20 protein-coding genes are annotated in these 23,838 nt (G+C 68.7%); 6 read left to right on the top strand and 14 right to left on the bottom strand.

Going from position 1 to position 23,838, the window contains the following annotated elements:
• Positions 1 to 1,191 carry a M20 family metallopeptidase gene (locus ACIA49_RS14640; protein ID WP_396377647.1) on the top strand — a complete coding sequence of 397 codons (1,191 nt, stop codon included), beginning with the start codon at positions 1 to 3 and terminating at the stop codon, positions 1,189 to 1,191.
• Complete coding sequence (locus ACIA49_RS14635; protein ID WP_396377646.1) at positions 1,184 to 2,920, top strand: PEP/pyruvate-binding domain-containing protein; 1,737 nt, start codon at positions 1,184 to 1,186, stop codon at positions 2,918 to 2,920. Before ACIA49_RS14640 ends, ACIA49_RS14635 begins: the two co-directional genes overlap by 8 nt.
• Here the strand turns inward: ACIA49_RS14635 and ACIA49_RS14630 are convergent.
• Positions 2,917 to 4,275, bottom strand: a complete 1,359-nt coding sequence (locus ACIA49_RS14630) for an MFS transporter (protein WP_396377645.1) — start codon at positions 4,273 to 4,275, stop codon at positions 2,917 to 2,919. The two genes, ACIA49_RS14635 and ACIA49_RS14630, sit on opposite strands and share 4 nt — an antisense overlap.
• An 82-nt stretch (positions 4,276 to 4,357) precedes the next feature.
• A complete protein-coding gene (locus ACIA49_RS14625) occupies positions 4,358 to 5,068 on the bottom strand; it encodes a TetR/AcrR family transcriptional regulator (RefSeq protein WP_396377644.1) in 711 nt (236 codons plus the stop codon).
• Between the two features lie 85 nt (positions 5,069 to 5,153).
• Between ACIA49_RS14625 and ACIA49_RS14620 the strand changes: the two genes are divergently transcribed.
• Positions 5,154 to 6,593 (top strand): MFS transporter, encoded by a 1,440-nt coding sequence (locus ACIA49_RS14620; protein ID WP_396377643.1) that lies wholly within the window; start codon positions 5,154 to 5,156, stop codon positions 6,591 to 6,593.
• Here the strand turns inward: ACIA49_RS14620 and ACIA49_RS14615 are convergent.
• The 6 genes from ACIA49_RS14615 to ACIA49_RS14590 form a co-directional block, all read right to left on the bottom strand.
• Positions 6,580 to 7,545 carry a glycine betaine ABC transporter substrate-binding protein gene (locus ACIA49_RS14615; RefSeq protein ID WP_396377642.1) on the bottom strand — a complete coding sequence of 322 codons (966 nt, stop codon included), beginning with the start codon at positions 7,543 to 7,545 and terminating at the stop codon, positions 6,580 to 6,582. The genes ACIA49_RS14620 and ACIA49_RS14615 overlap by 14 nt on opposite strands.
• Positions 7,542 to 8,363, bottom strand: a complete 822-nt coding sequence (locus tag ACIA49_RS14610; RefSeq protein WP_396377641.1) for an ABC transporter permease — start codon at positions 8,361 to 8,363, stop codon at positions 7,542 to 7,544. Before ACIA49_RS14610 ends, ACIA49_RS14615 begins: the two co-directional genes overlap by 4 nt.
• Positions 8,364 to 8,397: 34 nt before the next feature.
• Positions 8,398 to 9,603: an ABC transporter ATP-binding protein gene (locus ACIA49_RS14605; protein WP_396377640.1), complete on the bottom strand. Its 1,206-nt coding sequence runs from the start codon at positions 9,601 to 9,603 to the stop codon at positions 8,398 to 8,400.
• Positions 9,596 to 10,237 (bottom strand): ABC transporter permease, encoded by a 642-nt coding sequence (locus ACIA49_RS14600; protein ID WP_396377639.1) that lies wholly within the window; start codon positions 10,235 to 10,237, stop codon positions 9,596 to 9,598. Before ACIA49_RS14600 ends, ACIA49_RS14605 begins: the two co-directional genes overlap by 8 nt.
• 113 nt (positions 10,238 to 10,350) lie before the next feature.
• The gene (locus ACIA49_RS14595; protein ID WP_344150476.1) at positions 10,351 to 10,707 is read right to left on the bottom strand and encodes an iron-sulfur cluster assembly accessory protein; all 357 of its coding nucleotides are present in this window, start codon (positions 10,705 to 10,707) and stop codon (positions 10,351 to 10,353) included.
• 107 nt (positions 10,708 to 10,814) lie between these two features.
• Entirely contained in the window at positions 10,815 to 11,909 is a 1,095-nt protein-coding gene (locus ACIA49_RS14590) for a glycerate kinase (RefSeq protein WP_396377638.1), read from the bottom strand.
• Between the two features lie 978 nt (positions 11,910 to 12,887).
• Between ACIA49_RS14590 and nfi the strand changes: the two genes are divergently transcribed.
• Positions 12,888 to 13,529 carry a deoxyribonuclease V gene (gene nfi, locus ACIA49_RS14585; RefSeq protein ID WP_396377637.1) on the top strand — a complete coding sequence of 214 codons (642 nt, stop codon included), beginning with the start codon at positions 12,888 to 12,890 and terminating at the stop codon, positions 13,527 to 13,529.
• Here nfi and nadA read toward each other — a convergent pair.
• From nadA to ACIA49_RS14555, 6 genes are all read right to left on the bottom strand, one after another.
• Entirely contained in the window at positions 13,526 to 14,716 is a 1,191-nt protein-coding gene (nadA, locus tag ACIA49_RS14580; RefSeq protein ID WP_396377636.1) for a quinolinate synthase NadA, read from the bottom strand. The two genes, nfi and nadA, sit on opposite strands and share 4 nt — an antisense overlap.
• Before the next feature lie 882 nt (positions 14,717 to 15,598).
• Positions 15,599 to 16,786 carry a glycosyltransferase family 4 protein gene (locus tag ACIA49_RS14575; protein WP_396377635.1) on the bottom strand — a complete coding sequence of 396 codons (1,188 nt, stop codon included), beginning with the start codon at positions 16,784 to 16,786 and terminating at the stop codon, positions 15,599 to 15,601.
• On the bottom strand, positions 16,786 to 17,202 hold the full coding sequence (locus tag ACIA49_RS14570; RefSeq protein ID WP_391548264.1) for an adenylyltransferase/cytidyltransferase family protein: 417 nt from the start codon (positions 17,200 to 17,202) through the stop codon (positions 16,786 to 16,788). The genes ACIA49_RS14575 and ACIA49_RS14570 overlap by 1 nt, the downstream gene beginning before the upstream one ends.
• A complete protein-coding gene (locus tag ACIA49_RS14565) occupies positions 17,202 to 17,936 on the bottom strand; it encodes a CDP-alcohol phosphatidyltransferase family protein (protein ID WP_396377634.1) in 735 nt (244 codons plus the stop codon). Before ACIA49_RS14565 ends, ACIA49_RS14570 begins: the two co-directional genes overlap by 1 nt.
• Positions 17,933 to 18,343 (bottom strand): adenylyltransferase/cytidyltransferase family protein, encoded by a 411-nt coding sequence (locus tag ACIA49_RS14560; protein ID WP_396377633.1) that lies wholly within the window; start codon positions 18,341 to 18,343, stop codon positions 17,933 to 17,935. The genes ACIA49_RS14565 and ACIA49_RS14560 overlap by 4 nt, the downstream gene beginning before the upstream one ends.
• Before the next feature lie 82 nt (positions 18,344 to 18,425).
• The gene (locus tag ACIA49_RS14555) at positions 18,426 to 19,628 is read right to left on the bottom strand and encodes a glycosyltransferase family 4 protein (protein WP_396377846.1); all 1,203 of its coding nucleotides are present in this window, start codon (positions 19,626 to 19,628) and stop codon (positions 18,426 to 18,428) included.
• Between the two features lie 88 nt (positions 19,629 to 19,716).
• Here ACIA49_RS14555 and ACIA49_RS14550 point away from each other — a divergent pair, with 88 nt between their 5' ends.
• On the top strand, positions 19,717 to 21,417 hold the full coding sequence (locus tag ACIA49_RS14550; protein ID WP_396377632.1) for a right-handed parallel beta-helix repeat-containing protein: 1,701 nt from the start codon (positions 19,717 to 19,719) through the stop codon (positions 21,415 to 21,417).
• A 188-nt stretch (positions 21,418 to 21,605) separates the two neighbouring features.
• Positions 21,606 to 23,504, top strand: a complete 1,899-nt coding sequence (locus ACIA49_RS14545) for a right-handed parallel beta-helix repeat-containing protein (RefSeq protein ID WP_396377631.1) — start codon at positions 21,606 to 21,608, stop codon at positions 23,502 to 23,504.
• The last annotated feature ends 334 nt before the right edge of the window (positions 23,505 to 23,838 follow it).

Below are 23,838 nucleotides of genomic sequence, written 5' to 3'. Positions count from 1 at the left end.
ATGACGACCGCCAACGAACAGCGTCTGCTCGCCCGGATCGACGAGGACCTGCTGCTCAGGGTCTGTACGGCGTTGGTCCGGGCGACCGGCCAGAACCCGCCCGGCGAGGAGGCCGCGACCGTCGCCGTGCTCGCGGCGGTCGGCCGCGAGCTCGGTCTCACCGTGACCACCACGACGGTCGAGCCGGGACGGGACAACATCAGTCTGACCGTCGGCAACGGCACCGGGCCGGGACTGCTCCTGCTCGGCCACACAGACGTCGTACCGGTGGGTGAAGGGTGGACAACCGACCCGTACGGCGCCGAGGTCCGCGACGGCCGGCTGTATGGGCGGGGCGCCTCCGATATGAAGGGCGGGCTCGCTGCCGCGGTGGCGGCCCTCGCCGTGTTGCGGGATATCGAGCTGAGCGGGCCGGTCGAGCTCGCGGCCGTCGTCGACGAGGAGGAGACCGGGAAGGGCATCCGAGCCTTCGTCCGCGACAGCGCTCGGTCCTATCTGGGCTGCATCACCGCTGAGCCCACTGATCTGCAGACGATCATCGCGGCGCGCGGCGATTCCTATCTGCGGGTCGCGGTGCACGGGCGCGCTGTCCACGCCGGCAACGCGCAGGACGGCGCCAACGCGATCTACGGCGCGACCGCGATCATCACCGAGATCGAGCGCCTGCACGCGGAGCTGGCCGCGAACCCGCACCCGCTGATCGGCCCGGCCACGTGGAGCGTGGGTCAGATCAACGGCGGTACGGGTGGTTCGATCGTGCCGGCCGAATGCGTCGTGGTCGCCGACCGTCGGCTGCTGCCTGGTGAGTCCCCGGCCGCCGTTCTCGAGGACCTGCGTGATCGCGTCGCCGCCCTGCACCTGGAGAAGCGCGGCCTGACGGTCGATCTCGAGATGCCGATGGAGATGCCGCCGTTCGAGACTCCCGCCGATGCGGAGCTGGTCAGCATCACCGAGGCCGCTCGCCGCGAAGCCGGTGGTCCGGATGTCCCGCTGGGTGGTTGGGGCGCGGCCTGTGACGGCGGGTACGTCGATCGCGACCTCGGCATCCCGGTCGTCGTACTCGGGCCGGGATCGGTCGCCCATCAGGCGCACCGCGCCGACGAGTCCGTGCCGATCGCCGAGCTCGCGATCGCCGCCCGGGCTTATGTGCTGGCCGCCGTCCGGCTGCTCGGAAGGGGCGCAGATGACTGACTGGGCGATCGGCCCGGAAGGCGTCGCCCTCGGGAGCGCGGGGTTCCCGGTCCAGCGGGCGGTCGACGCCAAGGCCGCAGGCGTGCTCTTCACCGCGAACCCGGTCACCGGCCGCCGCCACGAGGCCGTCATCGACGCGACGCCTGGACTCGTCTCGGGTGCGGTGGACCCGGACCAGTTCGTCGTCGACACGGCCAGCGGCGCGATCCGCGATCGGACGCTCGTCCACGACTGCCTGACCGACGAGCAGGTGCGTGCGCTCGCGACGCTCGGTGGACAGGTCGAGGATCACTATGGTGCGCCGCAGGCCATCGAGTGGGCACTCGATGCCGAGGGCAAGCTTTGGCTGACGCAGGTGCGGCCGGTCACCACGCTCTACCCGGTTCCGCCGCAACGGATGGACGGGTCAAGTCCGCGGATCTATCTCTGCCTGAGTCTCGCGCAAGGTCTGACGCAACCGATCACCCCGATGGGGCTGGCCGCGTTCCGGCTCCTCAGTACGTCGGCCGCCGAGCTGCTCGGGAGCCCGGTGAACGATCCGCGCGACGGCTCACCGGCGTACACCGAGGCCGCGCAGCGACCCTTCGTCGACCTCACCCCGGCGATCCGCAGCACCACCGGGCGCGCGATCGTGCCGCGCGTGTTCGACGTGATGGACGCCCGGTCGGCCGCCGTACTGCGAGAGGTCTCCGAGGACCCCCACTTCGCCGTACTGACCTCGTCGCGTCGCGACGTCGGCGGCCGGGTCGCCCGCGTCCTGCTCCGCAGCGGTGCGCCCATCCGTCTGCTGGCCGCCATCGCCTCGCCGGCCCTCGCCCACTTCCAGGTACGGCGGACCTCCCGGCGACTGGACATGTTGCTGGCAGCGGCATCGCGGTCGGCGACCGCCCGACTGGATTTCGTCGAACACCTGCTGCGTACCAAAGCCCTCCCGCTGCTGCCGCGCCTGGTTCCCGCACCTGCCGCCGGTTTCCTGATGCTGGCGGTCGCGCGCAAGGTGCTTGGCAAGACCGCCCAACCGGGTGAGCTGCAGACCGTTCTGCGCGGCCTGCCGCACAACGTGACCACCGAGATGGACCTCGCGCTGTGGTCTCTCGCGCAGCGGATCCGCGCCGACGAGGCGTCGGTCGAAGCGTTCGCGGAACCGGCCGAGATCGTTGCCGAGCGCTACCGATCGGGCGCCCTGCCCCGGGTCGCGCAGAACGGGCTCTCGGACTTCCTCGGCGAGCACGGGCATCGCGCGGTCGCCGAGATCGACCTCGGCCTGCCGCGCTGGTCAGAGGATCCGACCCACCTCGTCGGCGTCCTGACCAACTACCTCCAGCAGACCGACCCGGCGCTCGCACCCGATCTCCAGCACAAGGCCGGTACGGCGGCGGCCGAGGCCAAGATCGCCGAGCTGGTACGTCGGGTCAGTCCGTTGCGCGCGCGGATCGTCCGATTCGCCCTGCGTCGTACCCGCGAACTCGCCGGCCTGCGCGAGCTGCCGAAGCACCTGCTGGTGCGCGTCCTCGCTGCGGCGCGCCGCGAGCTCCGCCAGGTCGGCGCGGAACTGGTCGCGGCCGGCCGCCTCGACTCCCCCACCGACGTGTTCTTCCTCGACCTGCGCGACCTCCGCTCGCCGGCCGACCTCCGCGCGATCGTCGCCACGCATCGCGCCGACTACGAGCAAGAGGTACGACGGCCCCGGGTGCCGCGGCTGATCCAGTCGGACGGCGTCGAGCACTAGGCCTTCGCAGGCTCCGCCTCCAGAGCGACGGGCGGCGGAGCGTCCGCCGTACCGGGGGTCTCGGTGCCGTTCAACGGGCAGCGAGTGGTCTCCGGGACCTTGATCAGCGCGATCGCACCGACCACGCACGCGGCCATCATGTAGAACGCCGGCATCAACGCGTTGCCGGTCTTCGCGGTCAGCCAGTCGTTGACAGCCGGTGCGGTGCCGCCGAAGAGCGAGGTGGACACGTTGTAGGCGATCGCGAACCCGGCGTACCGGACCTGGGTCGGGAACATCGCCGGGAAGGTGGCCGAGATCGTCGCCAGCTGCGGCAGGTAGAGCAGGCCGAGCACCGCGAACCCGACGGCAGCGCCGGCCACCCCCGTCCCCATCAGCAGGAACATCGGTACGCCGAACACGAACAGCCCGGCCAGCGAGAACCACCACAACGGCTTGCGACCCACCCGGTCGGAGATCCGGCCGGCGAACGGCACGATCACCATCATCGCGAGCATCCCGATGATCGGCACGATCAGCGACTGGTCGGAGCTCAGCCCGATCTCGTGTTCCAGGTATGTCGGCATGTAGGTGAGCAGGGTGTAGTTGACGACGTTCAGCGCGACCACCATGCCGCCGAGCCGCAGGATCGGCCGCCAGTAGCCGGCGATCAGGTCCTTGAACTGGGTGCTGGTCTCCTCGAGCGCCTCGCCCTGCGCCTCCAGTTCGCGGAACACCGGGGTGTCCTCGAGGCGCGACCGCAGGTAGACGCCGATCAGGCCGAGCGGGGCCGCCACCAGGAACGGCAGCCGCCAGCCCCAGGCGTGCATCGCGTCGTCGCCGAGCACCAGCGAGCACCCGAGCATCAGCAAGGCACCGGCCGAGAAGCCGGACAGCGTGCCGAACTCGAGGAAGCTGCCGAGGAAACCGCGGCGGCGGCTCGGCGCGTACTCGGCCATGAAGGTGGCGGCGCCGCCGTACTCACCGCCGGTCGAGAAGCCCTGGATCATCCGCAGCAGCACCAGCAGGATCGGCGCCCACAGCCCGATCGAGTGGTACGACGGCACGAGCCCGGCGCACAGGGTCGCGCCGGACATCAGGATGATCGTGATCGCGAGCACCCGCTTGCGCCCGATCCGGTCACCGAGCGGGCCCCAGACCAGACCGCCGAGCGGCCGGACCAGGAACGAGACCGCGAACGTCATCAGCGCCAGCAGTGTGGCCCGTTCGGCGTCACCGGGAAAGATCGCCGCGGAGATGTAGGTCACTCCGTAGGCGTAGATCCCGTAGTCGAACCACTCGGTCGCGTTGCCGATCGCGGAGGCCGCGATCGCCTTCCGCAGCACGTCAGGCGGCGTCTTGGCCTGGGCTTCCACGGGTCTCCTCCAGTGTGCTGCGGCAGCTTTGGCCTAGACCAGGTGCCCACTTGACACAGTTGCCACACGCAACGAAGGAGATTCAGTCCTTGACGGCCAAGGCAGCCAGACCTGCGGTGATGACGGAGATGCCGAACTCGAACCGCTCGTCGCCGGCCGCGCCCGCGGTCAGCGCGGTGGCGAGGGCGACAGTGATCGGGAACCGGTCGGCGGGCAGCTTGGTGAAGAACACCCGCATCTCACCGACGAACCGCTCGACGTCGGCGGGGGTCCAGTTGGTGGCGTTCTGCACGGTCTCCTCGAACGAGACCGCGGTGACGTAGAGCGGGAGCAGGTCGGCGGCCCAGGCGACGGCCTGGTCGGGCAGCTTGCCGGCCTTGAGGATTCCGAGCAGCTTCTCGGTGCTGAGCATCGCGTGCTCACCGAGCGGCACCTGACCGATCGCGGCCCGGGCGACGCCGGGGTTGGCCCGCATCACCCGCAGCATCTCGCGCAGGTAGTCCTTCAGTTGCTCCTGCCAGCGCGCCGGGTCGGGCGCGTCGCCGAGCCGCATCTGCTGCGCCGCGCGATCGACCAGCAACTGGTCCAGCTCACCCTTGTTCGCCACGTGCGCGTAGAGAGACGCCGGGCCGGTGCCCAACTCCTGGGCGATCTTGCGCATCGAGACCGCGTCGTACCCGTGCTCGACGATCAGCCGCATCGCGGCGTCCACGATGCGCTCCCGGGTCAACGGCTCCTTGGCCGGACGCGGAGGCTTGGGCGGACTGATCGGCTGCCACGGGGATTGGCTCATGCGAACACTGTACTTGACACGAACGGCGTTCGCACGTAGAACAGTGATCGTAGACGAACACCGTTCGATTTCTTTGGAGCCATCGATGAGCACCTCAACCCTCGCCCCGGAGCCCGGGGCGACCACCACTACGGCGTACCGGTGGCGCTGGATCGTCCTGGCCACCGTGCTGGTCGCCGAGATCATGGACCTGGTCGACGCCACCATCGTCAACATCGCCGCGCCTTCGGTCCGGGCCGAGCTCGGCGGGTCCGAGTCCGCGATGCAGTGGATGCTGGCCGGCTACACGCTCGCCTTCGCGATCGGCCTGATCACCTTCGGCCGGCTCGGCGACCTGGTCGGCCGCCGCCGGCTCTTCCTGATCGGCGCCGCCGGCTTCACCCTCGCCTCCGCCCTCTGCGGGCTGGCCACCTCCCCCGAACTGCTGATCGGCAGCCGGGTCGCGCAGGGCCTGCTCGGCGCGGTGATGATCCCGCAGGGCTTCGCGATCCTGAAGTCCGTCTTCCCGCCGCACGAGATCGGCAAGGCCTTCTCGCTGTTCGGCCCGGTGATGGGCCTGTCCGCGGTCGCCGGCCCGATCCTCGCCGGCGTCCTGATCAGCGCCGACTGGTTCGGTCAGGGCTGGCGGTGGATATTCTTCATCAACGTCCCGATCGGCCTGCTCGCGGTCTTCGGCGCGCTGCGGTTCATGCCCGAACTGAAGACCGCCGGTGCCCGGCGACTCGACGCGGCCGCCGTCTTCCTGGTCAGCCTCGCCTCCGGACTGCTGATCTACCCGCTGGTCCAGGGCCGCGAGCTCGGCTGGCCGGCCTGGTCGATCGCGATGATGATCGCCTCGATCCCGGTCTTCGCCCTCTTCGTCCGGCGCGAACGCCGCTCGGGCAACCCGGTCATCGACCCCTCACTGCTCCGCAACCGTGGGTACGTCGCGGGCCTCGCCGTCATCACCACGTTCTTCCTCGCCATGTCCGGGTTCACGCTCGTGCTCAACCTGTTCACCCAGCTCGGACTGCACTACAGCCCACTCAAGGCCGGCCTCTCGATGGTGCCGTTCTCGCTCGGGATCGCGATCGGCGCGCCGCTGTCCGGTGGACTGCTCGCACCGAAGCTCGGTCGTACGGCGCTCCAGCTCGGCGTCGCCGTGATGACCCTGGCGATGGGCGGCGTCTGGCTGACCCTGCACCACTACGGCGCAGCCACCACGGTCTGGAACCTCGTCCCGGCGATGCTTGCCTGCGGCATCGGTTCCGGCATGGTCTTCGCGCCCCTGTTCGACATCATCCTCGCCTCGATCGACGACGAGGCCGCCGGCTCGGCCTCCGGCGTACTGACCGCCATGCAGCAGTACGGCGGCGCGATCGGCGTCGCCGTCCTGGGCACGGTGTTCTTCCAGCTGCTCCCCGGACACGCCTTCCTCGGCGCCGCCAAGACGACCGTGCTGGTCGCGATCGGCCTGTTCATCCTCAGCCTGGCCGTCACCTGGCTGCTCCCCAAGCGTGCCCGGGAGAACGCTAGTCACGGCTGATGAATCCTTCTTTCACCAGCCAGTCCATGGCGACGTCGGCGGGCTCGCGTCCGTCGACGTCGACCTGGGCGTTGAGCTCGATCAGCACCTGGTCGGTCAGCTTGTCCGAGACCGGCTCGAACAGCTTCGGCAGCTGCGGGTACTGGTCCAGCACCTTCTTGCTGACGACCGGGGCCACGTTGTAGGCCGGGAAGTACTTCTTGTCGTCTTCCAGTACGACGAGGTCCAGCGACTTGATCCGGCCGTCGGTGGTGAAGATCTCGCCGAACAGGCAGTCGCCCTTGCTCGTCGCGGCGTAGACGGCGCCGGTGTCGAGGGTGCGGATGTTGTCCCGCGGCACGCCGGAACCGAGCGGGATGCCGTAATGCTTGAGCATCGGCTCGAACCCGTCGTTGCGGTTCGCGAACTCGGACTCCACGCAGAAGGTGCGTTCCTTCGCGGGTAGCGACCCGACATGCGAGAGCTTGCTGATCTTCAGCCGGTCGGCGGTCTTCCGCGTGACGGCGAAACCGTAGCTGTTGTTCATCGGTGCCGGCTTAAGCCAGATCAGTCCGTACTTCTCCCGGTCCTCCTTGGCGACAGCGTCGTACTGCTGCTGCTTGTCCGGGATGCCGGTGTCGTGACCGAGGTACGACAGCCACGCGGTGCCGGTGTACTCCCAGGAGAACTGGATCTGGTCCTGCAGCATCGCCTGCCGCGAGGTGTCGCTGCCGGGCATGTTGGTGAGGTCCTTCACCTTGGCACCGGCGGCCTGCAGCAGGATCGCCGCGATCTTGCCGAGGATCAGTTGCTCCTGGAAGTTCTTCGAGCCGATCCCGATCTCCAGCCCGTCGAGCCGTTGCGTCGGCTTCAGCGGCCCGCTCAGGGAACCGGTCGGCACGAAGCCGCCGCTGGTGCCGAGGCCGCACCCGGCCAGCACGAGGGTCATGGCGATGGCCAGTAGCTTCTTCACTGCAGCCCCCTCGGCCGGGTGACCTCTTCGAGGACGCGGCCGGCCCAGTCGATCAGCAGGGCCAGCGCGGCGACCAGGATCGCGCCGCTGATCAGGACCGGATATCTGAGCAGCCGGATGCCGGTGGTGATCAGAGTGCCGAGGCCGCCCGCATCGATGAAGGTGGCGAGGGTCCCCGTACCGACGACGAGGACGAGCGCGGTGCGGATGCCGGCCATGATCACCGGTACGGCGAGCGGCAACTCGATCCGGCCGAGCACCGACCGGTTCGACATGCCCATCCCCCGGCCCGCCTCGACCAGGGTCCGGTCGACGCCTTGCAGGCCGACGATCGTGTTCCGCAGTACGGGGAGGATCGCGTAGAGGCAGAGCGCGAGGATCGCCGTCCAGAAGCCGAACCCGAGCCAGATCGCGAGCAGCACGATCAGCCCGATCACCGGCGCCGCCTGCCCGGCGTTCGCGAACGCCACCACGATCGGAGCGGCGCGCCGCAACCGAGGCCTCGTCAGCGCGATGCCTAGCGGTACGGCGATCGCCAGCACGATGACCGTCGCCACCACCGTCAGTTCGAGGTGCTCGAGGGTGAGCCGGCCGAGCAGCGCCCAGTCCAGCTGCCGCTGTTCGATCGAGTCCAACTCCGCCTGTGACCGCCACACCGCCCAAGCAATCAGCACCACCGCCACAAACAACGGCTGCCCGAGAAGGAGCCGCCACCCCGGCCGCCGCCGCCGACTGGATGCGAGCCCAGCTGCAGCCGCCTTCGCATCCGCCAGACCCTCTTGCTGTTTGGTATCGGGCCCGCGATCAACGGTGGTCATGGGCGCCTCCCACCGAGCACCCGCGCGACCGCCCTCATGCGACGACCCCGCTCTCGGCGGCAGGCCCACGCTCGTCGGCGTCCGCGCTTGGGTGGTGTTCGTCATGGGTGTCTTGGATCCGTGTGAGCACCGCCTGGAAGTCGACTACGCCCAGGTACTCATCTCGGCGACCGGTCACTACTGCACTGCCGTGGCTTGAGACGAGCATGGTGTCGAGGGCATCGTTCAGGGTGGCCCGGCGGTCGATGGTGACCAGGTCGGTGTCGTCGTGCGGGGCGGGGACGCGGTCCAGGTCGAGGAGGTCACGGGTCCACATCCAGTCGACCGGACGGCGCTTGCTGTCCAGGATCACCACCGAGTCGTCGCCGGCCGCCTGAGCAGAGCGCAGTACGTCGGCGGCCGCATCGCCGATCTGGGCGACCGTCGGCCGACCGAGGTCGATCTCGCTCACCCGGCTGAGGGTGAGCTGCTTCAGCGCCGCACCGGCCCCGACGAAGTCCGCGACGAAGCGGTCGGCGGGATTCGCCAGGATCGCCTCCGGTACGTCGTACTGGGCGATGTTCGCGCCCTCGGTCAGGATCAGGATCCGGTCGCCGAGTTTGACCGCCTCGTCGAAGTCGTGGGTGACGCAGACGATCGTCTTGCGCAACTCCTCCTGGATGCTCAGCAGCTCGTCCTGTAGCCGCTGCCGCGTGATCGGGTCGACGGCACCGAACGGCTCGTCCATCAGGATCACCGGCGGGTCCGCGGCCAGGCCGCGAGCCACGCCGACGCGCTGCTGCTGCCCGCCGGACAGCTCGCGCGGGTAGCGGCCGCGGTACCGGGCCGGGTCGAGGCCGACCAGCTCGAGCAGTTCGTCGACCCGTTCCGCCGTACGGCGTCGGTCCCAGCCGAGCAGGCCGGGCACGAGCGCGATGTTCTGGGTCACCGTCATGTGCGGGAACAGGCTGCCGCCCTGGATCACGTACCCGATCCGGCGCCGCAGGTCGTCGTCGTTCTGCTTGCCGACCTCCTCACCGCCGATGCTGATCGTGCCCGAGGTCGGCTGGATCAGCCGGTTGATCATCTTCAGCGAGGTCGTCTTGCCGCAGCCGGACGGGCCGACGAACATCACGATCTCCCCGGCCGGGATGTGCAGGCTGAGGCCCTCGACGGCCGCCCGCTTCTGCCCCGGGTACCGCTTCACGACATCGACCAGGTCGATGTCGACGCCACTGACTTCGGTGGTGTTTTCAGACACGGATACCCCTTGAGGTGGTCAGGCGGCCGGCGAGCAGCAGCAGAGCGTCCAGGACAAGAGCGAGCAGCACCACGCCGAGGGTGCCGACCAGAGCCGAGTTCAGCGCGTTCGCGCCGCCGATCTGGGTGAGTCCGGTGAAGATGAAACTGCCGAGCCCGGGACCGAGCACGTACGCCGCGATCGCGGCGATGCCCATCGACATCTGCGCCGAGACCCGGACCCCGGCCAGGATCACCGGCCAGGCCAGCGGGAGTTCGACCCGCAGCAGCGTCCGGACCGCGCCCATCCCCATCCCGCGGGCGGACTCGATCAACGAGTTGTCCACGCCGGCCAGACCGACGACCGCGTTCCGCAGGATGGGCAGGGTCGCGTAGAAGGTGACCGCGATCACAGAGGTCGCCGTACCGATGCCGGCGATCGGGATCAACAGGCCGAGCAGCGCGAACGAGGGAATCGTCAAGCCGATCGCGCTGACCCCTCCGGCGAGCGCGACGATCTTGGGGTTGCGGTGCACGAAAACCGCCAGCCCCACCGCGAGCACGGTCGCCAGCAGCACGCACTGGATCACCAAGCTCAGATGCTGGTAGCTCTGATACAGCAGTTGGGCGTGCCGCTCAGTGATGTAGTCCCACATGTGCGGCCCGTACCCAACAAACGTTGGCTTCACACGGCCGGCCCGGCGCGGGCATGCCAAAGCCCCCGTCCACCGAGGTGAACGAGGGCTTCAGCAGCTACTTCAGGGGTGACTCAGTTGAACGAGTCGCCGCACGCGCAGGAGCCGGTCGCGTTCGGGTTGTCGATCGTGAAGCCCTGCTTCTCGATCGTGTCCACGAAGTCGATCGACGCACCCTTGAGGTACGGCGCGCTCATCCGGTCCGTGACGACGCTCACACCGTCGAAGTCGGCGACCACGTCACCGTCGAGGTTGCGCTCGTCGAAGAACAGCTGGTACCGGAGCCCGGAGCAGCCACCCGGCTGTACGGCGACCCGGAGCGCGAGGTCGTCGCGGCCTTCCTGGTCGAGCAGCGCCTTCACCTTGGCTGCGGCCCCGTCGGTGAGGAGCACACCCGTCGCGACGGACTGCTCGGTCTGCGCTTCAGTCATTCCTGACTCCAGTCATCTCGCAAAAATCCTGTCAACACCGGTCAACCTCACCCGGTCCGCGAACATTCCCATGGTCGCACACCTATTTTGAGGATCAAGAATCTCGGTCACCGTGCCCACGTCTTGGCCACCCGCTCGGCCACCGTCGCCAGCGATCCGTGCGGGTCCGCGAAGGCCTGCTCCTCGCCGACCGCGTCGACCAGCGAGTACGCCGACTCGACTCCCATCGTGCGCATTTCCCGCGCTCCGATCTGGACCTTGCCGGCCAGTACGACGCACGGCCGCATCGCGTCGTTCGCGACCTTGGCCACGCCCGCGATCACCTTGCCGTCACGGGACTGGAAGTCGAACGCACCCTCACCGCTCAGCACCAGGTCGACCCGGGCCGCTTTCTCCTTCAGCCCGGTCAGCTCCGCCACCAGATCGATCCCGGACACCCGCTCGGCCCCGAGCAGCAACAACGCGTACCCGAGCCCACCCGCCGCGCCCGCGCCCTTCTGGTCGGCGGTCTTCCGCCCGGCCAGCTCCGCGAACTTCGTCAGGTACCCGTCCACCGCCGGCTTACGGTCGTCGGTAATCCCCTTCTGGCTGCCGAAAATGTTCGTCGCGCCGCGCAGCCCCAGCATCGGGTTCTCCACGTCACTGGCTGCCACGAACTCGATCCCAGCCACCCTGCTCAACGCGGGCTCCAGGTCCACCGCCGTCAGCTCGGCCAGCCCAGCAGCCCCAGCCGCCAGGTCACCATCGACCGCCGTGGCGCCCAACGCAGCCAGCAACCCCGCGCCGGCGTCGTTCGTGCCCGATCCACCCAGCCCCAGAATGACCCGCTTCGCCCCAGCATCCACAGCTGCCGCGATCAGCTGCCCCACCCCGTACGTCGTACCGTCCTCAGGCCGGCGCTCCCCCGGCTCCACCAAGTGCAGTCCACACGCCTGCGCGGTCTCGATGTACGCCGTCTCCCCCGCCACCAACACAGTCGCCGGAGTCTCCGCCCCCAACGGCCCCCGCACGGTCACCGCCAACAGCTTCCCGTCCACCACCGCGGACAACACATCAATGAACCCCGGCCCGCCATCAGCCATCGGCGCCACCAGCACCTCGGCCCCCGGATCCCGCCGCCGCCACCCCTCCTCGATGGCCGCAGCCGCCTCCACCGCAGTCAACGTCCCAGCAAACTTGTCCGGCGCAATCAGCACTCGCATGCCCACATCCTCCCCCACCCCCACCGGAAAGCGCTCCCCACCACCACCCCCCGGACACCACCCCACCCCCTCTCGCCCCGCACCCCCGTTTCCTCCAGCCCCCCATCTCGCCCCACCCCCGTTTCCCCGCACCCCATCTCACTCCGCACCCCGTGTCCGCGCCACACCCCCATTTGATGGGTCCACCCACGAGCTTGTGGGTTCCCCCACCGCATGCAGTGGGTACACCCCCAACCCGATGGGTCCACCCACCAAATGGCAGGACCCTCCACCCCATCGCCCAGCTTCGCCCCACTCACCAGCAACGACGGCACGTACTCCCCGCACCCCGTGTCCGCGCCACACCCCCATTTGATGGGTCCACCCACGAGCTTGGGGGTTCACCCGCCGCATTGCAGTGCGGGAACCCCCAACCCGATAGGTCCACCCACCAAATGGCAGGACCCTCCACCCCATCGCCCAGCCTCGCCCCACCCACCAGCAACGACGGCACGTACTCCCCGTCCCCGCACCCCGTTTCCGCGCCACACCCCCATTTGATGGGTCCACCCACGAGCTTGGGGGTTCACCCACCGCATTGCAGTGCGGGAACCCCCAACCCGATAGGTCCACCCACCAAATGGCAGGACCCTCCATCCCATCGCCCAGCTTCGTCCCCACCCATCAGCAACGACTGCAGGTACTCCTCGCACTCCGACGCCCCACCTCGCGCCGGCCACCACCCAGGCCCTGACGCCGCACCACCTGCAGTCCCTCGTGCCGCTCAACCGCCGGCGCGCGGACCCGCCCCTGCTGGTACGAACGACTGCGGGTACCCATCTTGCGCCGCACCCGCATTTGGTGGGTTCACCCACGAGCTTGGGGGTTCACCCACCGCATTGCAGTGGGGGAACCCCCAACCCGATGGGTCCATTCACCAAATGGTGACGGCCGGACCGGGCGCAGCTCGGGCGAACGTTGGGGTTCTAGAGTCACCGGGTGAACTGGCCCACCACTGCCGCCGAGGCGATCGCCGTACAGGAGGAGCTTCGTGGGGAGGTTGACCACACTGACCTTGGTGGGGCGCCTCGGTATGCGGCTGGGCTCGACGTCCAGTACGACGGGGATCGGCTGGCCGCGGCGGTCGTCGTACTGGAGTGGGAGACGCTGGCTGAGGTAGACCGGGCTGTGGTGCCTGGGGTGACCAGCTTTCCGTATGTGCCTGGGCTGTTCGCGTTCCGGGAGGTGCCTGCGCTGCTGGATGCACTTGAGCAGCTGACGGTCAGACCGGACCTGCTGGTGTGTGACGGCCAGGGGGTCGCTCACCCGCGCCGGTTCGGGCTCGCCTCGCATCTGGGCGTGCTGACGGGCATCCCGTCTATCGGCGTCGCCAAGACGGCGTTCGTCGGTACGCACGCCGTACCGGACTCACCGCGTGGTTCGACGGCTGAGCTGGTACTCGACGATGAGGTGGTGGGCGCCGTCGTCCGCACGCAGGACGGCGTGAAGCCGCTCTACGTGTCAGCCGGGCATCGGGTGAGCCTGCCGACCGCTATCGCCCACACCCTGCACCTGAGCCCCCACTACCGCCTGCCGGAGACGACGCGCGCCGCCGACAGGCTGTGTCGGGACGCGCTCTAGTCGCGGGCGGTCTTGCCCGGGAGGGCGAGCATGCGGTCGAGGGCGATCTTGGCGTAGTGCTCGGTGTCGGCGTCGACCTTGATCGGGTTGACCACGTGACCGGCGACCAGGTTCTCCAGCGCCCAGACGAGGTGCGGGAGGTCGATCCGGTTCATCGTGGCGCAGTAGCAGACCGTCTTGTCGAGGAACACGATGTTCTTGTCGGTGTGCTGCTTGGCCATCCGGGACACCAGGTTGAGCTCGGTCCCGACAGCCCACGACGTACCGGGCTCGGCTTCGTCCAGCACGTTGATGATGTACTCCGTCGACCCGACCAGATCGGCCTTCGTGACGACCTCGTGCCGGCACTCCGGGTGCACGATCACATTGACCCCGGGGACCCGCGAGCGGACGTCGTCGACCGACTCCGGCGTGAAGCGGCCGTGTACCGAGCAGTGCCCGCGCCACAGGATCATCTTGGCCGCAGCCAACTGCTCACGAGTCAGCCCGCCACCCGGCTTGTGCGGGTCGTAGACGACGCACTCGTCGAGCGAGATGCCCATCTTCAGTACGGCGGTGTTCCGCCCGAGGTGCTGGTCCGGCAGGAACAGCACCTTCTCACCCTGGGCGAAGGCCCAGTCGAGCGCCACGTCCGCGTTGCTCGACGTACAGACCGCGCCGCCGTTGCGGCCGCAGAACGCCTTGATGTCGGCGCTGGAGTTCATGTAGGTCACCGGCACGGTCACATCGGCGACACCCGCGTCGGCAAGCGCCTCCCAGGCCGCCTCGACCTGCTGGATCCGGGCCATGTCGGCCATCGAGCACCCCGCCGCCAGGTCCGGCAGGATCACCGTCTGGTTCTCGTTGGTCAGGATGTCCGCGGACTCGGCCATGAAGTGCACACCACAGAACACGATGTACGGCGCGTCCGGCCGGTTCGCCGCATCCCGCGCCAGCTTGAACGAGTCACCGGTGACATCGGCGAACTGGATCACCTCGTCGCGCTGGTAGTGGTGACCCAGCACGAACACCTGGTCACCCAACGCAGCCTTCGCCTTCAGCGCGCGCTCCACCAGGTCCGGATCGGATGCCGGCGGCAACGCCCCCGGGCATTCGACACCTCGCTCCGAGTGCGGATCGGTGCTCTGACCCAAGAACAACAGCGGCAGGGACTTCGGCCCATCGGCGATCGTCGTCACGTCAATCATCGTGCCACGTCCCCACTTCCCCACCCGCACGCGCCACGTAACTGCCCACCTCCCGGACACCCCGTCACGCGTGAAGTCGCTGAGGTGTTCGAGGAGGCGCGTGCTTGGGTTGCCGACGAGATGACCTCGCTCGCCGTCGGTCCGGACGTCACCGCGCCGACGGATCAGCCAGATCGCGGACCGCCAACACTGTCTAACCTCGCCCGGCCCACCCGGTTCGCGCTCAGCGCACCCCGCGCGGACGTTCCACGAGCGGGTTAGACAGTGGCGCAGGTCCGCCCCAACCACCCACACCCGCAGGTGCCACGTCACTGACCGCCCCGGACACCACCCGTCACGCTTGAACCACGAGATGACCTCGCTCGCCTTCGGTCCGGACATCACCGCGCCGACGGATCAGCCAGATCGCGGACCGCCAACACCTACTAACCTCACGCGGCTCACGCGGTTCACGCGGTTCACGCTCAGCGCACCCCGCGCGGACGGTCCACGAGCGGGTTAGACAGTGGCGCAGATCCGCCCCAACCACCCACACCCGCAGGTGCCACGTCACTGACCGCCCCGGACACCACCCGTCACGCATGAACCACGAGATGACCTCGCTCGCCTCCTGTCCAGACGTCACCGCGCCGACGGATCAGCCAGATCGCGGACCGCCAACACTGTCTAACCTCACGCGGCCCACCCGGTTCACGCTCAGCGCACCCCGCGCGAACAGTCCACGAGCGGGTTAGACAGTGGCGCAGGTCCGCCCCAACCACCTACACCTGCACCCGCACCCGCACCCGCACCCGCACCCGTCGAGCATCGCCTGTGGACAACCCAAGCCGGAGCTCAGCGCGCGCGGATAGACTTAAGCAGGAAGAACAGGGGCGGGGGCAATCACCGGGGGACGTGGGCTCCGGCGTACCAGGTGCCTAGCAGGTCTGGGAGGCGGTCGGGGCCCCAGCGGTCGACTGGGGTGATGCGGCCTTGGAGCGAGGCGAGGGCTTTGGCGAGCTCGCCTACGACGTCGCCGCTCCACGGTACGGCGACGCCTTCGCCGGGGCCGACGATCACGGAGGGGCCGCCGCGGTCGAGGCAGACGACCGGGCAGCCGGAAGCCAGGGCTTCGGTGACGGCCCAGCCGGCGGCTTCGCGTAGTGCCGGTGCCAGGACGGCGTCGGCGCGGAACATCGCGGCCAGGACCGCCTCGCGCGGTAGTTGGCCGGTGAACTCGACCCGGTTGCGAACGTCCAGTTGAAGCGCCAGCCGTTCGGCGCGTTCCCAGTCGGGGCCGTCGCCGATGATGCGGAGCTCCCAATCGGCGGCTTCGGGGCGGGCGAGCGCGCTGATCGCGAGCAGGACGCCCTTCCACGGAATCAGCCGGCCGACGAACAGGGCCGTCTTGGTGCCGGGCGCGCCGAACGGCTCGTAGGGGCCGGAGGCGGTGAAGCGGCGGATCGCGACGTTCGGCTGGACGACGATCTCGCGTGCGTACGGGCGGAAGACCTCGGCGACATCGTTGTTCTGGGCAACCATCAGGTCGGCGGTCCGGGCCGCCTTGCGGCCGGTCAGGCGGCGGCGGACGCCGGTGTAGGCGCGGCGAACCAGCTCACCGACCACACCACGCGGGCCGAGCCAATGCGCCATCGACAGCGGGGCGGTCGTCGACCCGCCGACCGGCCCCCAGATCACCTTGGCCGACGAGGGCTGGACCACCCCGGCCGCCATCCAGTCGACGGCGAACGTCAGGTGGTGGATGACGTCGAAGGAGTGTTCGGCGTGCATCCGGTCCGCGGTCCGCGCGGCCAACCGCTGCCACAGCGGGTAGTACCAGTACACGTCCGCGGGCCGCCGGCGCAGCTTCAGCACCCACTTCGGCAGCTCCAGCGGTACGACGGTCAGTCCGGGGACAGGCCGGGCCGCGAGCTCCTCGGCGATCTCGTGCGCGAACTTGCCCCGGGTCAGGAGCCAGACGTCGTGATCGCGCGCGGCGGCCTTGCTCCAGGCCCAGCCGGCGCCGGGCTCCGACCCGCCCTGCGGCCGGCAGGCGTAGGCGCTGATCAGGACCTTGGGCCGGCTCGGCATCAGTTCAATCCCTCCAGCAGGCGGCGCAGATCGGTACTCGAGGTGGACGCCGTGTAGGGGAAGTAGTGCACCTGCGCCCCGACCTCGCCGAGCAGTCGCTCGAGCCGGGTCCCCTTCTCGGTGCCCTTCCAGTCGTCGCCCTTGAACAGGACGTCGTACCGGAGTTGTTTCCACATCTCGAACTTGTCGCTGGACCAGTCGCTGACCACCTCGTCGACCAGGCCGAGGGCCCGGACGACCTCCATCCGCTCGTCGTGCGGAACCACCGGCGGCCGGCCCTTGATCCGGGTCACCACGTCGTCCTCGACGACGCCGGCGATCAGGTGGTCGCAGTGCTCGCGGGCCCGGCGCAGGATGTTCAGGTGCCCGATGTGGAACATGTCGTAGACACCCGGCGCGTAGCCGACGACACCCATCAGCCGCGCACCGGCTGCAGTGCGGCCATCTCTCGGTACCACTTGACCACGGCCGCGACCAGGAACAACAGGTTGATCGCGAGCAGAGCGCCGTACAGGACGACGAACAGCGACGGGTTGCCGAAGGCAAGGAAGACCAGGCACAGGACGCCGTAGTCGGTCGGTGCGATCAGCAACGACTTCAGCACCGAATCGCCGCGCTGGTTGGGCTTCTGGACGTCGCCGTGCCGGTGCCGCAGCTGGTCGATCAGGATCAGCCCGAAGAACAGCACCGACGACAGACACACGTAGGCCAGCGGGATCAGCAGGACCAACTTGTTGCTGAAGGCATCGAAGCGGAAGAACGAGACCAGTACGGCGCTGTGCAGCAGCACGATCTTGACCGAGTCGATCATGTGGTCGAGCCACTCGCCGAGCGGCGAACCGCCACCGCGCAGCCGGGCCAGCTGCCCGTCGGCCGAGTCGAGACCGTACCCGAGGACGAGCAGCGCGGTCACCGCGAGCGCCAGCCCGAACGACGGCCGCACGGTCGCGATCAGGGCGATCCCGGCCAGCGAGCACAGGCCGCTGGTGATGCTGACCTGGTTCGGGGTCCGGCCGGCCAGGAACGCGGTCGCCGCGAAGACCCGCCCGATCCGCCGGTTCACGAACCGCGAGTACGCCGGGGTACCGGCTGACGGCTTCTGCGCCCGGGAGAGCCGGGCGACGACCTCGCCCAGGGAGCCGGCGGTCATGCCACCGAGCTGCGGGACTGCCGCTGGTCGATCGCCGCGCGCAGGATCGTGCTGCGCGACAGGCGGGCATCTGGAAGGACCCGAAGCGATCCGGCCGGTACGTCGGTCAGGTCGTCCGCACCGAGGATGCCGTCGAGGTCGGCGGCGAACACGAGCTTGCCGGTCAGGACCTCGGCGTCGACGTCATCGATGACGACCACTTCGTCGACCGCGCGCAGATGCTCGAGGATCTGGACCCGCTCGACCAGCGGCACGAACGGCCGCGCGCCCCAGGCGTCCATCGCCCACTCGTCGGTCAGCACGCCGACGACGAGCCGGTCACAGGCCGTGCGTGCCCGCTCGAGCACGTCCAGGTGCCCGACATGAAAGAGGTCGAAGACCCCGGCGAGAAATCCATCCTGCGGCAAAACGTGTTCCCCCTGCGGCTCCCCCACGGAGCGTTCTGTTGCGCGGGCAGGCCGTTGAGGGACCTGACCGTCAGCGGTGACCCTATACCCCTGCGTCACGACGTGCCCAGCGTCCTCTCCGGCTGCGGCCGTGCTCGGCGATCGCATCCGTGTAGATCCTCTCCGTGGCCGCGAGGTCGCGCTCCGGGGTGAAACGGTCGAGGTAGACCTGCCGGGCCCGCTGGCCGAAGGCTACCGAAGTGGCCGGATCGGTCACCAGCCCGATCGCCTTGCGCAGTCCTTCGGGATCGCCGGGCTCGGCCAGTGCACCGGTCTCCCCGTCGTCCACCAGCTCCGCCAGCGCGCCGAGCCGGGTCGCGACCACCGGAACGCCGTGTGCGAACGCCTCCACCACCACGAGTCCGAAGGTCTCATACGAACGCGCCGGTACGACGACGGCGCGCGCGGACCGGAGCACTTCCATGCAATCGGCCCACGGTAGTTGACCGAGCACCTGAATCGACAGGTCTTCCCGGGCCCGCTGCTCTGCCTCGGCCCGCAACGGCCCGTCGCCGATCACGATCAGCCGGCCGAGCGAGGAATCCCAAGCCCGCAACAGATCCGCGAAACCCTTGTCCTCGACCAGTCGCCCGAGGAACACCACCGCATCCCCTGGACCAGTCCGGATCTGACCGTCGTGCGGGACGGCATGCGGCTTCACGACGATGCGGTCCGCGTCGAAGCCATGAGCGACGTACCGCTCCTTCACGAACTCCGACGGCGCGATCAGCGTGGTGACGTAGCGCTGCCAGGTGTGCAAGGTGTTGTGCAGACCGATGCTCGTCGCCAGCGGCAACGTCTGCACGCGCGACTCGCGGTAGCAGCCGTGCCGCACGCCGGCCAACGGAAGCTTGCCGACGCAGGAGTCACACGGACCACCGTCACGCTGCAGTACGGCGTTCGCACACATCAGCCGGAAGTTGTGCAGCGTCGCCACCACCGGCAGGTCCAGCCGGTACGCCGCGCGCAGCACCGAGGGGCTGAAGAGCGGGAACGTGTTGTGCACATGCACCACATCGGGCCGATTTCCTTGCAATAGCTGCGTTAAATCGTGTTCGGCCGAAAATGACCATACGGAGCGGAACGGTAACAATGCGCGATCTTTTCGCCCCATCTCGGCGATATCGTCGCTGTTCCGGGCGTAGAGGTCGACCTCATGTCCTGAGTTACCCAGAAAATCAACCGTTTGTGCGACAACGGTGTTCTCACCACTGGGTTGACCACTCCGGTAACGGTTGTGCAACATGGCGACCCGCATGGCACTACCTTAAGTCTCGCGGTGGCTACGCCTGGTTTCCCAGGCCGGTGTCGAACCGCATCCCCGGAGGGTTTCCTTGAGCAGTAAGCGCTCTACGGCGTGGTTCGCAGCGTTCATCGCTGCTGCCGTCGCGGTCGTTACGATCGCCCTCCCGGTGATCGCACACGAGAACAACGCCACAAGTGCCGTGAAGTCACGCATCACTTCGGACCCGTCACTGGCCCGCGGCAAGGTGCCTACGCACCACACCACCAAGCCCGGCGCTGGTCGCCCTTCGGCGAAGGCCACCCCCTCCGCGCGCACCACCAAGAAAGGCCCGGCGACGCCTTCGGCCAAGCCCTCGACCCCCGCCCCGCCAGTGGCAGTCCCAACCGTGCCCGTGATCGACCAGGGCGACGCAGGCCCCACAGTCGCCGGTCCCTGCCACGGCGTCTCGATCAAGCCGAGTGACGACGCGGCCGAGGTCGTCAGTGCGGCCGCAGCCGGTACGACGTTCTGCTTCGCGGCCGGCGTACACCGCATCGGTACGACGATTCGCCCGAAGGCCGGACAGGTCCTCGCCAGCGCGGATCGCGCCGTACTGACTGGGTCCGTGCCGCTGACCGGGTGGACGCGAGACGGTGACCGCTGGGTGGTGCGTGGCGCGCTGCCGTCGGCGTACGGGAAGACCGGGCAGTGTGAGGACAACGTGGCGGACATCTGCCACCTGCGTGAGCAGCTCTTCGTCGATGGCGCGCACCTGACCCGGGTGTCGAAGCTGGCCTCGGTTGCCCCGGGCACCTTCTACGCCGACTACGCCGCGGATGCCTTGTACGTCGGGAGCAACCCGGCCGGGCACTCGGTCGAGATGTCCAAGACGGCCACCGCGATCGAGTCCGGCGCGACCGGAGTCGTCGTACGGGGGTTGACGATCGAGCACTTCGCTTCGGCACCGCAGGCCGGTGCGCTGGTCTCCGGACCGGGGTGGAAGGTCACCGCGAACGACGTGCGCTGGAACCACGCTGTCGGCGTGATGCTGGTCAAGGCGGACAAGACTCAGGTCGCGAAGAACCTGATCCACCACAACGGCCAGCTCGGGCTCGGCCAGTACAGCTCGGCGGACGCGACCATCACCCGCAACGTGGTCAGCGAGAACAACACCGACGGCTTCTGGGTGGCCGACTGGGAGTCCGGCGGCATCAAGTCGACCCGGTCGTCCGGCACGGTCAGCGACAACGTGATCAAGGCCAACCGCGGCGTCGGGATGTGGGCCGACGTCGCCGACGACGGTCGGGTGATCAGCGGCAACAAGATCACCGGGAACCTGGCCGACGGGATCCGGTTCGAGATCAGCAGGAACGGCGTGATCGAGAAGAACGTGATCACCGGCAACGGTTTCGGCACCGGCCGCGGCTCCGGTACGTCGCTGTGGGACGGCGGCGGGATCAACGTGAACACGTCGACCGGCGTGACGATCCGGGGCAACTCCGTGTCCGGCAACGTCAACGGGATCACCGTCCAGTCGCGCACCCGCGGTGCGGGACCCTGGGGCGCCTACGTGCTGCGCGACATCGCGATCACCGGGAACACCGTGACGATGACGGGTGGCACCCAGGCGACCGGAATCGTGCAGAACACCGCGTCACCGGTTCCGGCGGGCGAGGTCGTGTTCTCGGGCAACCGGTACGTGCTGGACGCGCTCGGCGCCAAGCGGTTCGCCAAGGCCGGTACCAAGCTGACCGCCGACGGCTGGCAGGACGCCGGACTGGATGCCGTCAGCACCTTCCTCGCCAACTGAGCCTGGCAATTACTGTTCGCGACCGAATTCGCGCTGTGTGATCGATGCCTGATGCAACGTCAACACATTTGGTGCATTTGGCAACGGAATGAGGGTTGCAATGACTACCCGACGTAGTACGCTGCTGACTTGAAGTCGCGCCTTGGGGGGTGCGCCGAGGAACTACGTTGCCCCCCGGAGGCTCCTCAGTGAAACCACCGCTCGCAGTTCTCGCAGTCGTTGCCACCGGCATCGTCGCCACCACCGCCCTGGCCAGTCAGGCCCTGGGCGCCCCCGGTTCCGCCCCGGACAGCACCGTCGGCATCCGCCTTCCCGACGTCGCTGCTCCCCTGGACTCGCGCCCCACCGCGGAACTACTCAGCGCCCACCCCGGCGTGGAATCGCCGGACGACCAACTCAGCGCCCGCCCCGGCCTGAGATCGCCGGACGACCAGCTCGGCGGCGAGGTTCAGCCCGCCGACGGCTCGCAGACTCTCGCACCAGACGACCAGCCCACCTCCCTCCCGTCCGAGCAGGAGTTCGAGCCCGACCAGGATGCGGGCGAATTCCAGACCGGTGAGGAGCCGGGAGATGTTCAGCCTGGTGACGGTTTGCTGACCGTCGGACCGGCCGACGACCCCACCAGTACGCCGACCGCCGGGCCGGTGCCGACCACTCCCCCGGCTGATCCGGACCCGACGACCCCGCCCGCGGCGCCTGCCTGTGCCGGCACCCGGATCACGCCGCAGCAGAACGCGGCGGCGATCGTTGCCGCAGCGCCGGCGGGGACCACGTTCTGCTTCGCCAAGGGTGTGCACCGGATCAGCGAGACCATCCAGCCCAAGACGAACCAGGTGCTGATCGGCGAGACCGGCGCCGTACTGACCGGCTCTGTCCCCCTCACGCGGTGGACGGCCAACAACGGTGACTGGGTGACCACGGGTGTGCTGCCGACGCCGTACGAGCAAACCGGGCAGTGTGAGGACAACGTGGCGAACATCTGCTTCCTTCGTGAGCAGGTGTTCCTGGATGGCAAACACCTGACCCGCGTCGCCAGCCGCGACAAGGTTGCCCCCGGCACCTTCTTCGGCGACTACGCCGCGAACGCGGTCTATCTCGGCGACGACCCGCGCAAGCACGCGGTCGAGATGTCGAAGACCGCGACCGCGATCGGTTCCAATGCGGTCGGCGTGACGGTGCGGGACCTGACCATCGAACACTTCGCCACCGCACCACAAGGCGGCGCACTGGTGCTCGGGCCGAAGTGGCGAGCGTCCGGCAACGAGGTCCGGTGGAACCACGCGGTCGGCGTCATGCTGGTGAACGCGGACGGCGCCACCCTGGACGAGAACAGCATTCACGACAACGGCCAACTCGGCGTCGGGCAGTACAGCACCGTCAACGGCACGATCACCGGTAACAGCGTTCAGTCGAACAACACCGACGGTTTCTGGATCGCCGACTGGGAGGCCGGCGGCATCAAGACCACCTGGTCGAACGGCGGCACCGTCAGCGGCAACCTGATCAAGGCGAACCGCGGCGTCGGCCTGTGGAGCGACGCGTACGACGACGGCCGGACGTTCAGCGACAACACGATCGTGGACAACGCCGCCGACGGCATCCGGTTCGAGATCGGCCGCAACGGCGTGATCGAGGACAACCTCATCACCGGCAACGGCTACGGCACCGGCCGCGGTTCCGGCCGCTCGCTGTGGGACGGCGGCGGCATCAACGTGAACACGTCGTCGAAGGTCGACGTCCGCGACAACATCGTGGAGAACAACGTCAACGGCATCGCCATCCAGTCCCGCACCCGCGGCTCCGGCCCCTGGGGCGTGAACGTGCTACGCGACATCACCGTCACCGGCAACCGGATCACCATGCGCGGCGGCACCACCGCCACCGGCATGGTGCAGAACTCCGGCGCCGTCATCCCCACCGGCGAGGTGACCCTCGACAAGAACACCTACCGCCTGGACAGCCTCACCTCCACCCGCTTCCAGCAAACCGGCCGCTGGTACACCGCCCGCCAATGGCAGCAACTAGGCCAAGACACCACCAGCACCTTCACCCAAAACCGCCTCCCCCCACCCCGCAAGGCCGGCTAGCCACCGTCGGCGTCCCCCACCACCACCGAGCCGCCCAACGTCCGAACAACCGCACACACCCCCTCCGCTCCTTCGGACGCTAAACCGCCGCCCCACCCCAACGTCCGAACGATCGCACACACCCCCTCCGCTCCTTCGGACGCTAACGCCGGTCCGGCCCTAACGTCCGAACGATCGGAGACGCGCCCTCCGGTTCTTCGGACGTTGGCGGAGCAGTCCGGGGCATGCATGTCGGGGCATCAGCGGAGTACTGCCGAATGGCAGCAGCGAACTACCGCAAACCGGGTTCCGATCGTGGTCAGCACCCTTAGCGTCCGAAAGCACGCCGACCACG

It is taken from the genome of Kribbella sp. NPDC051587 (assembly GCF_044453945.1).
GTDB lineage: Bacteria > Actinomycetota > Actinomycetes > Propionibacteriales > Kribbellaceae > Kribbella.
This window is presented reverse-complemented; position numbering and strand designations above follow the sequence as displayed.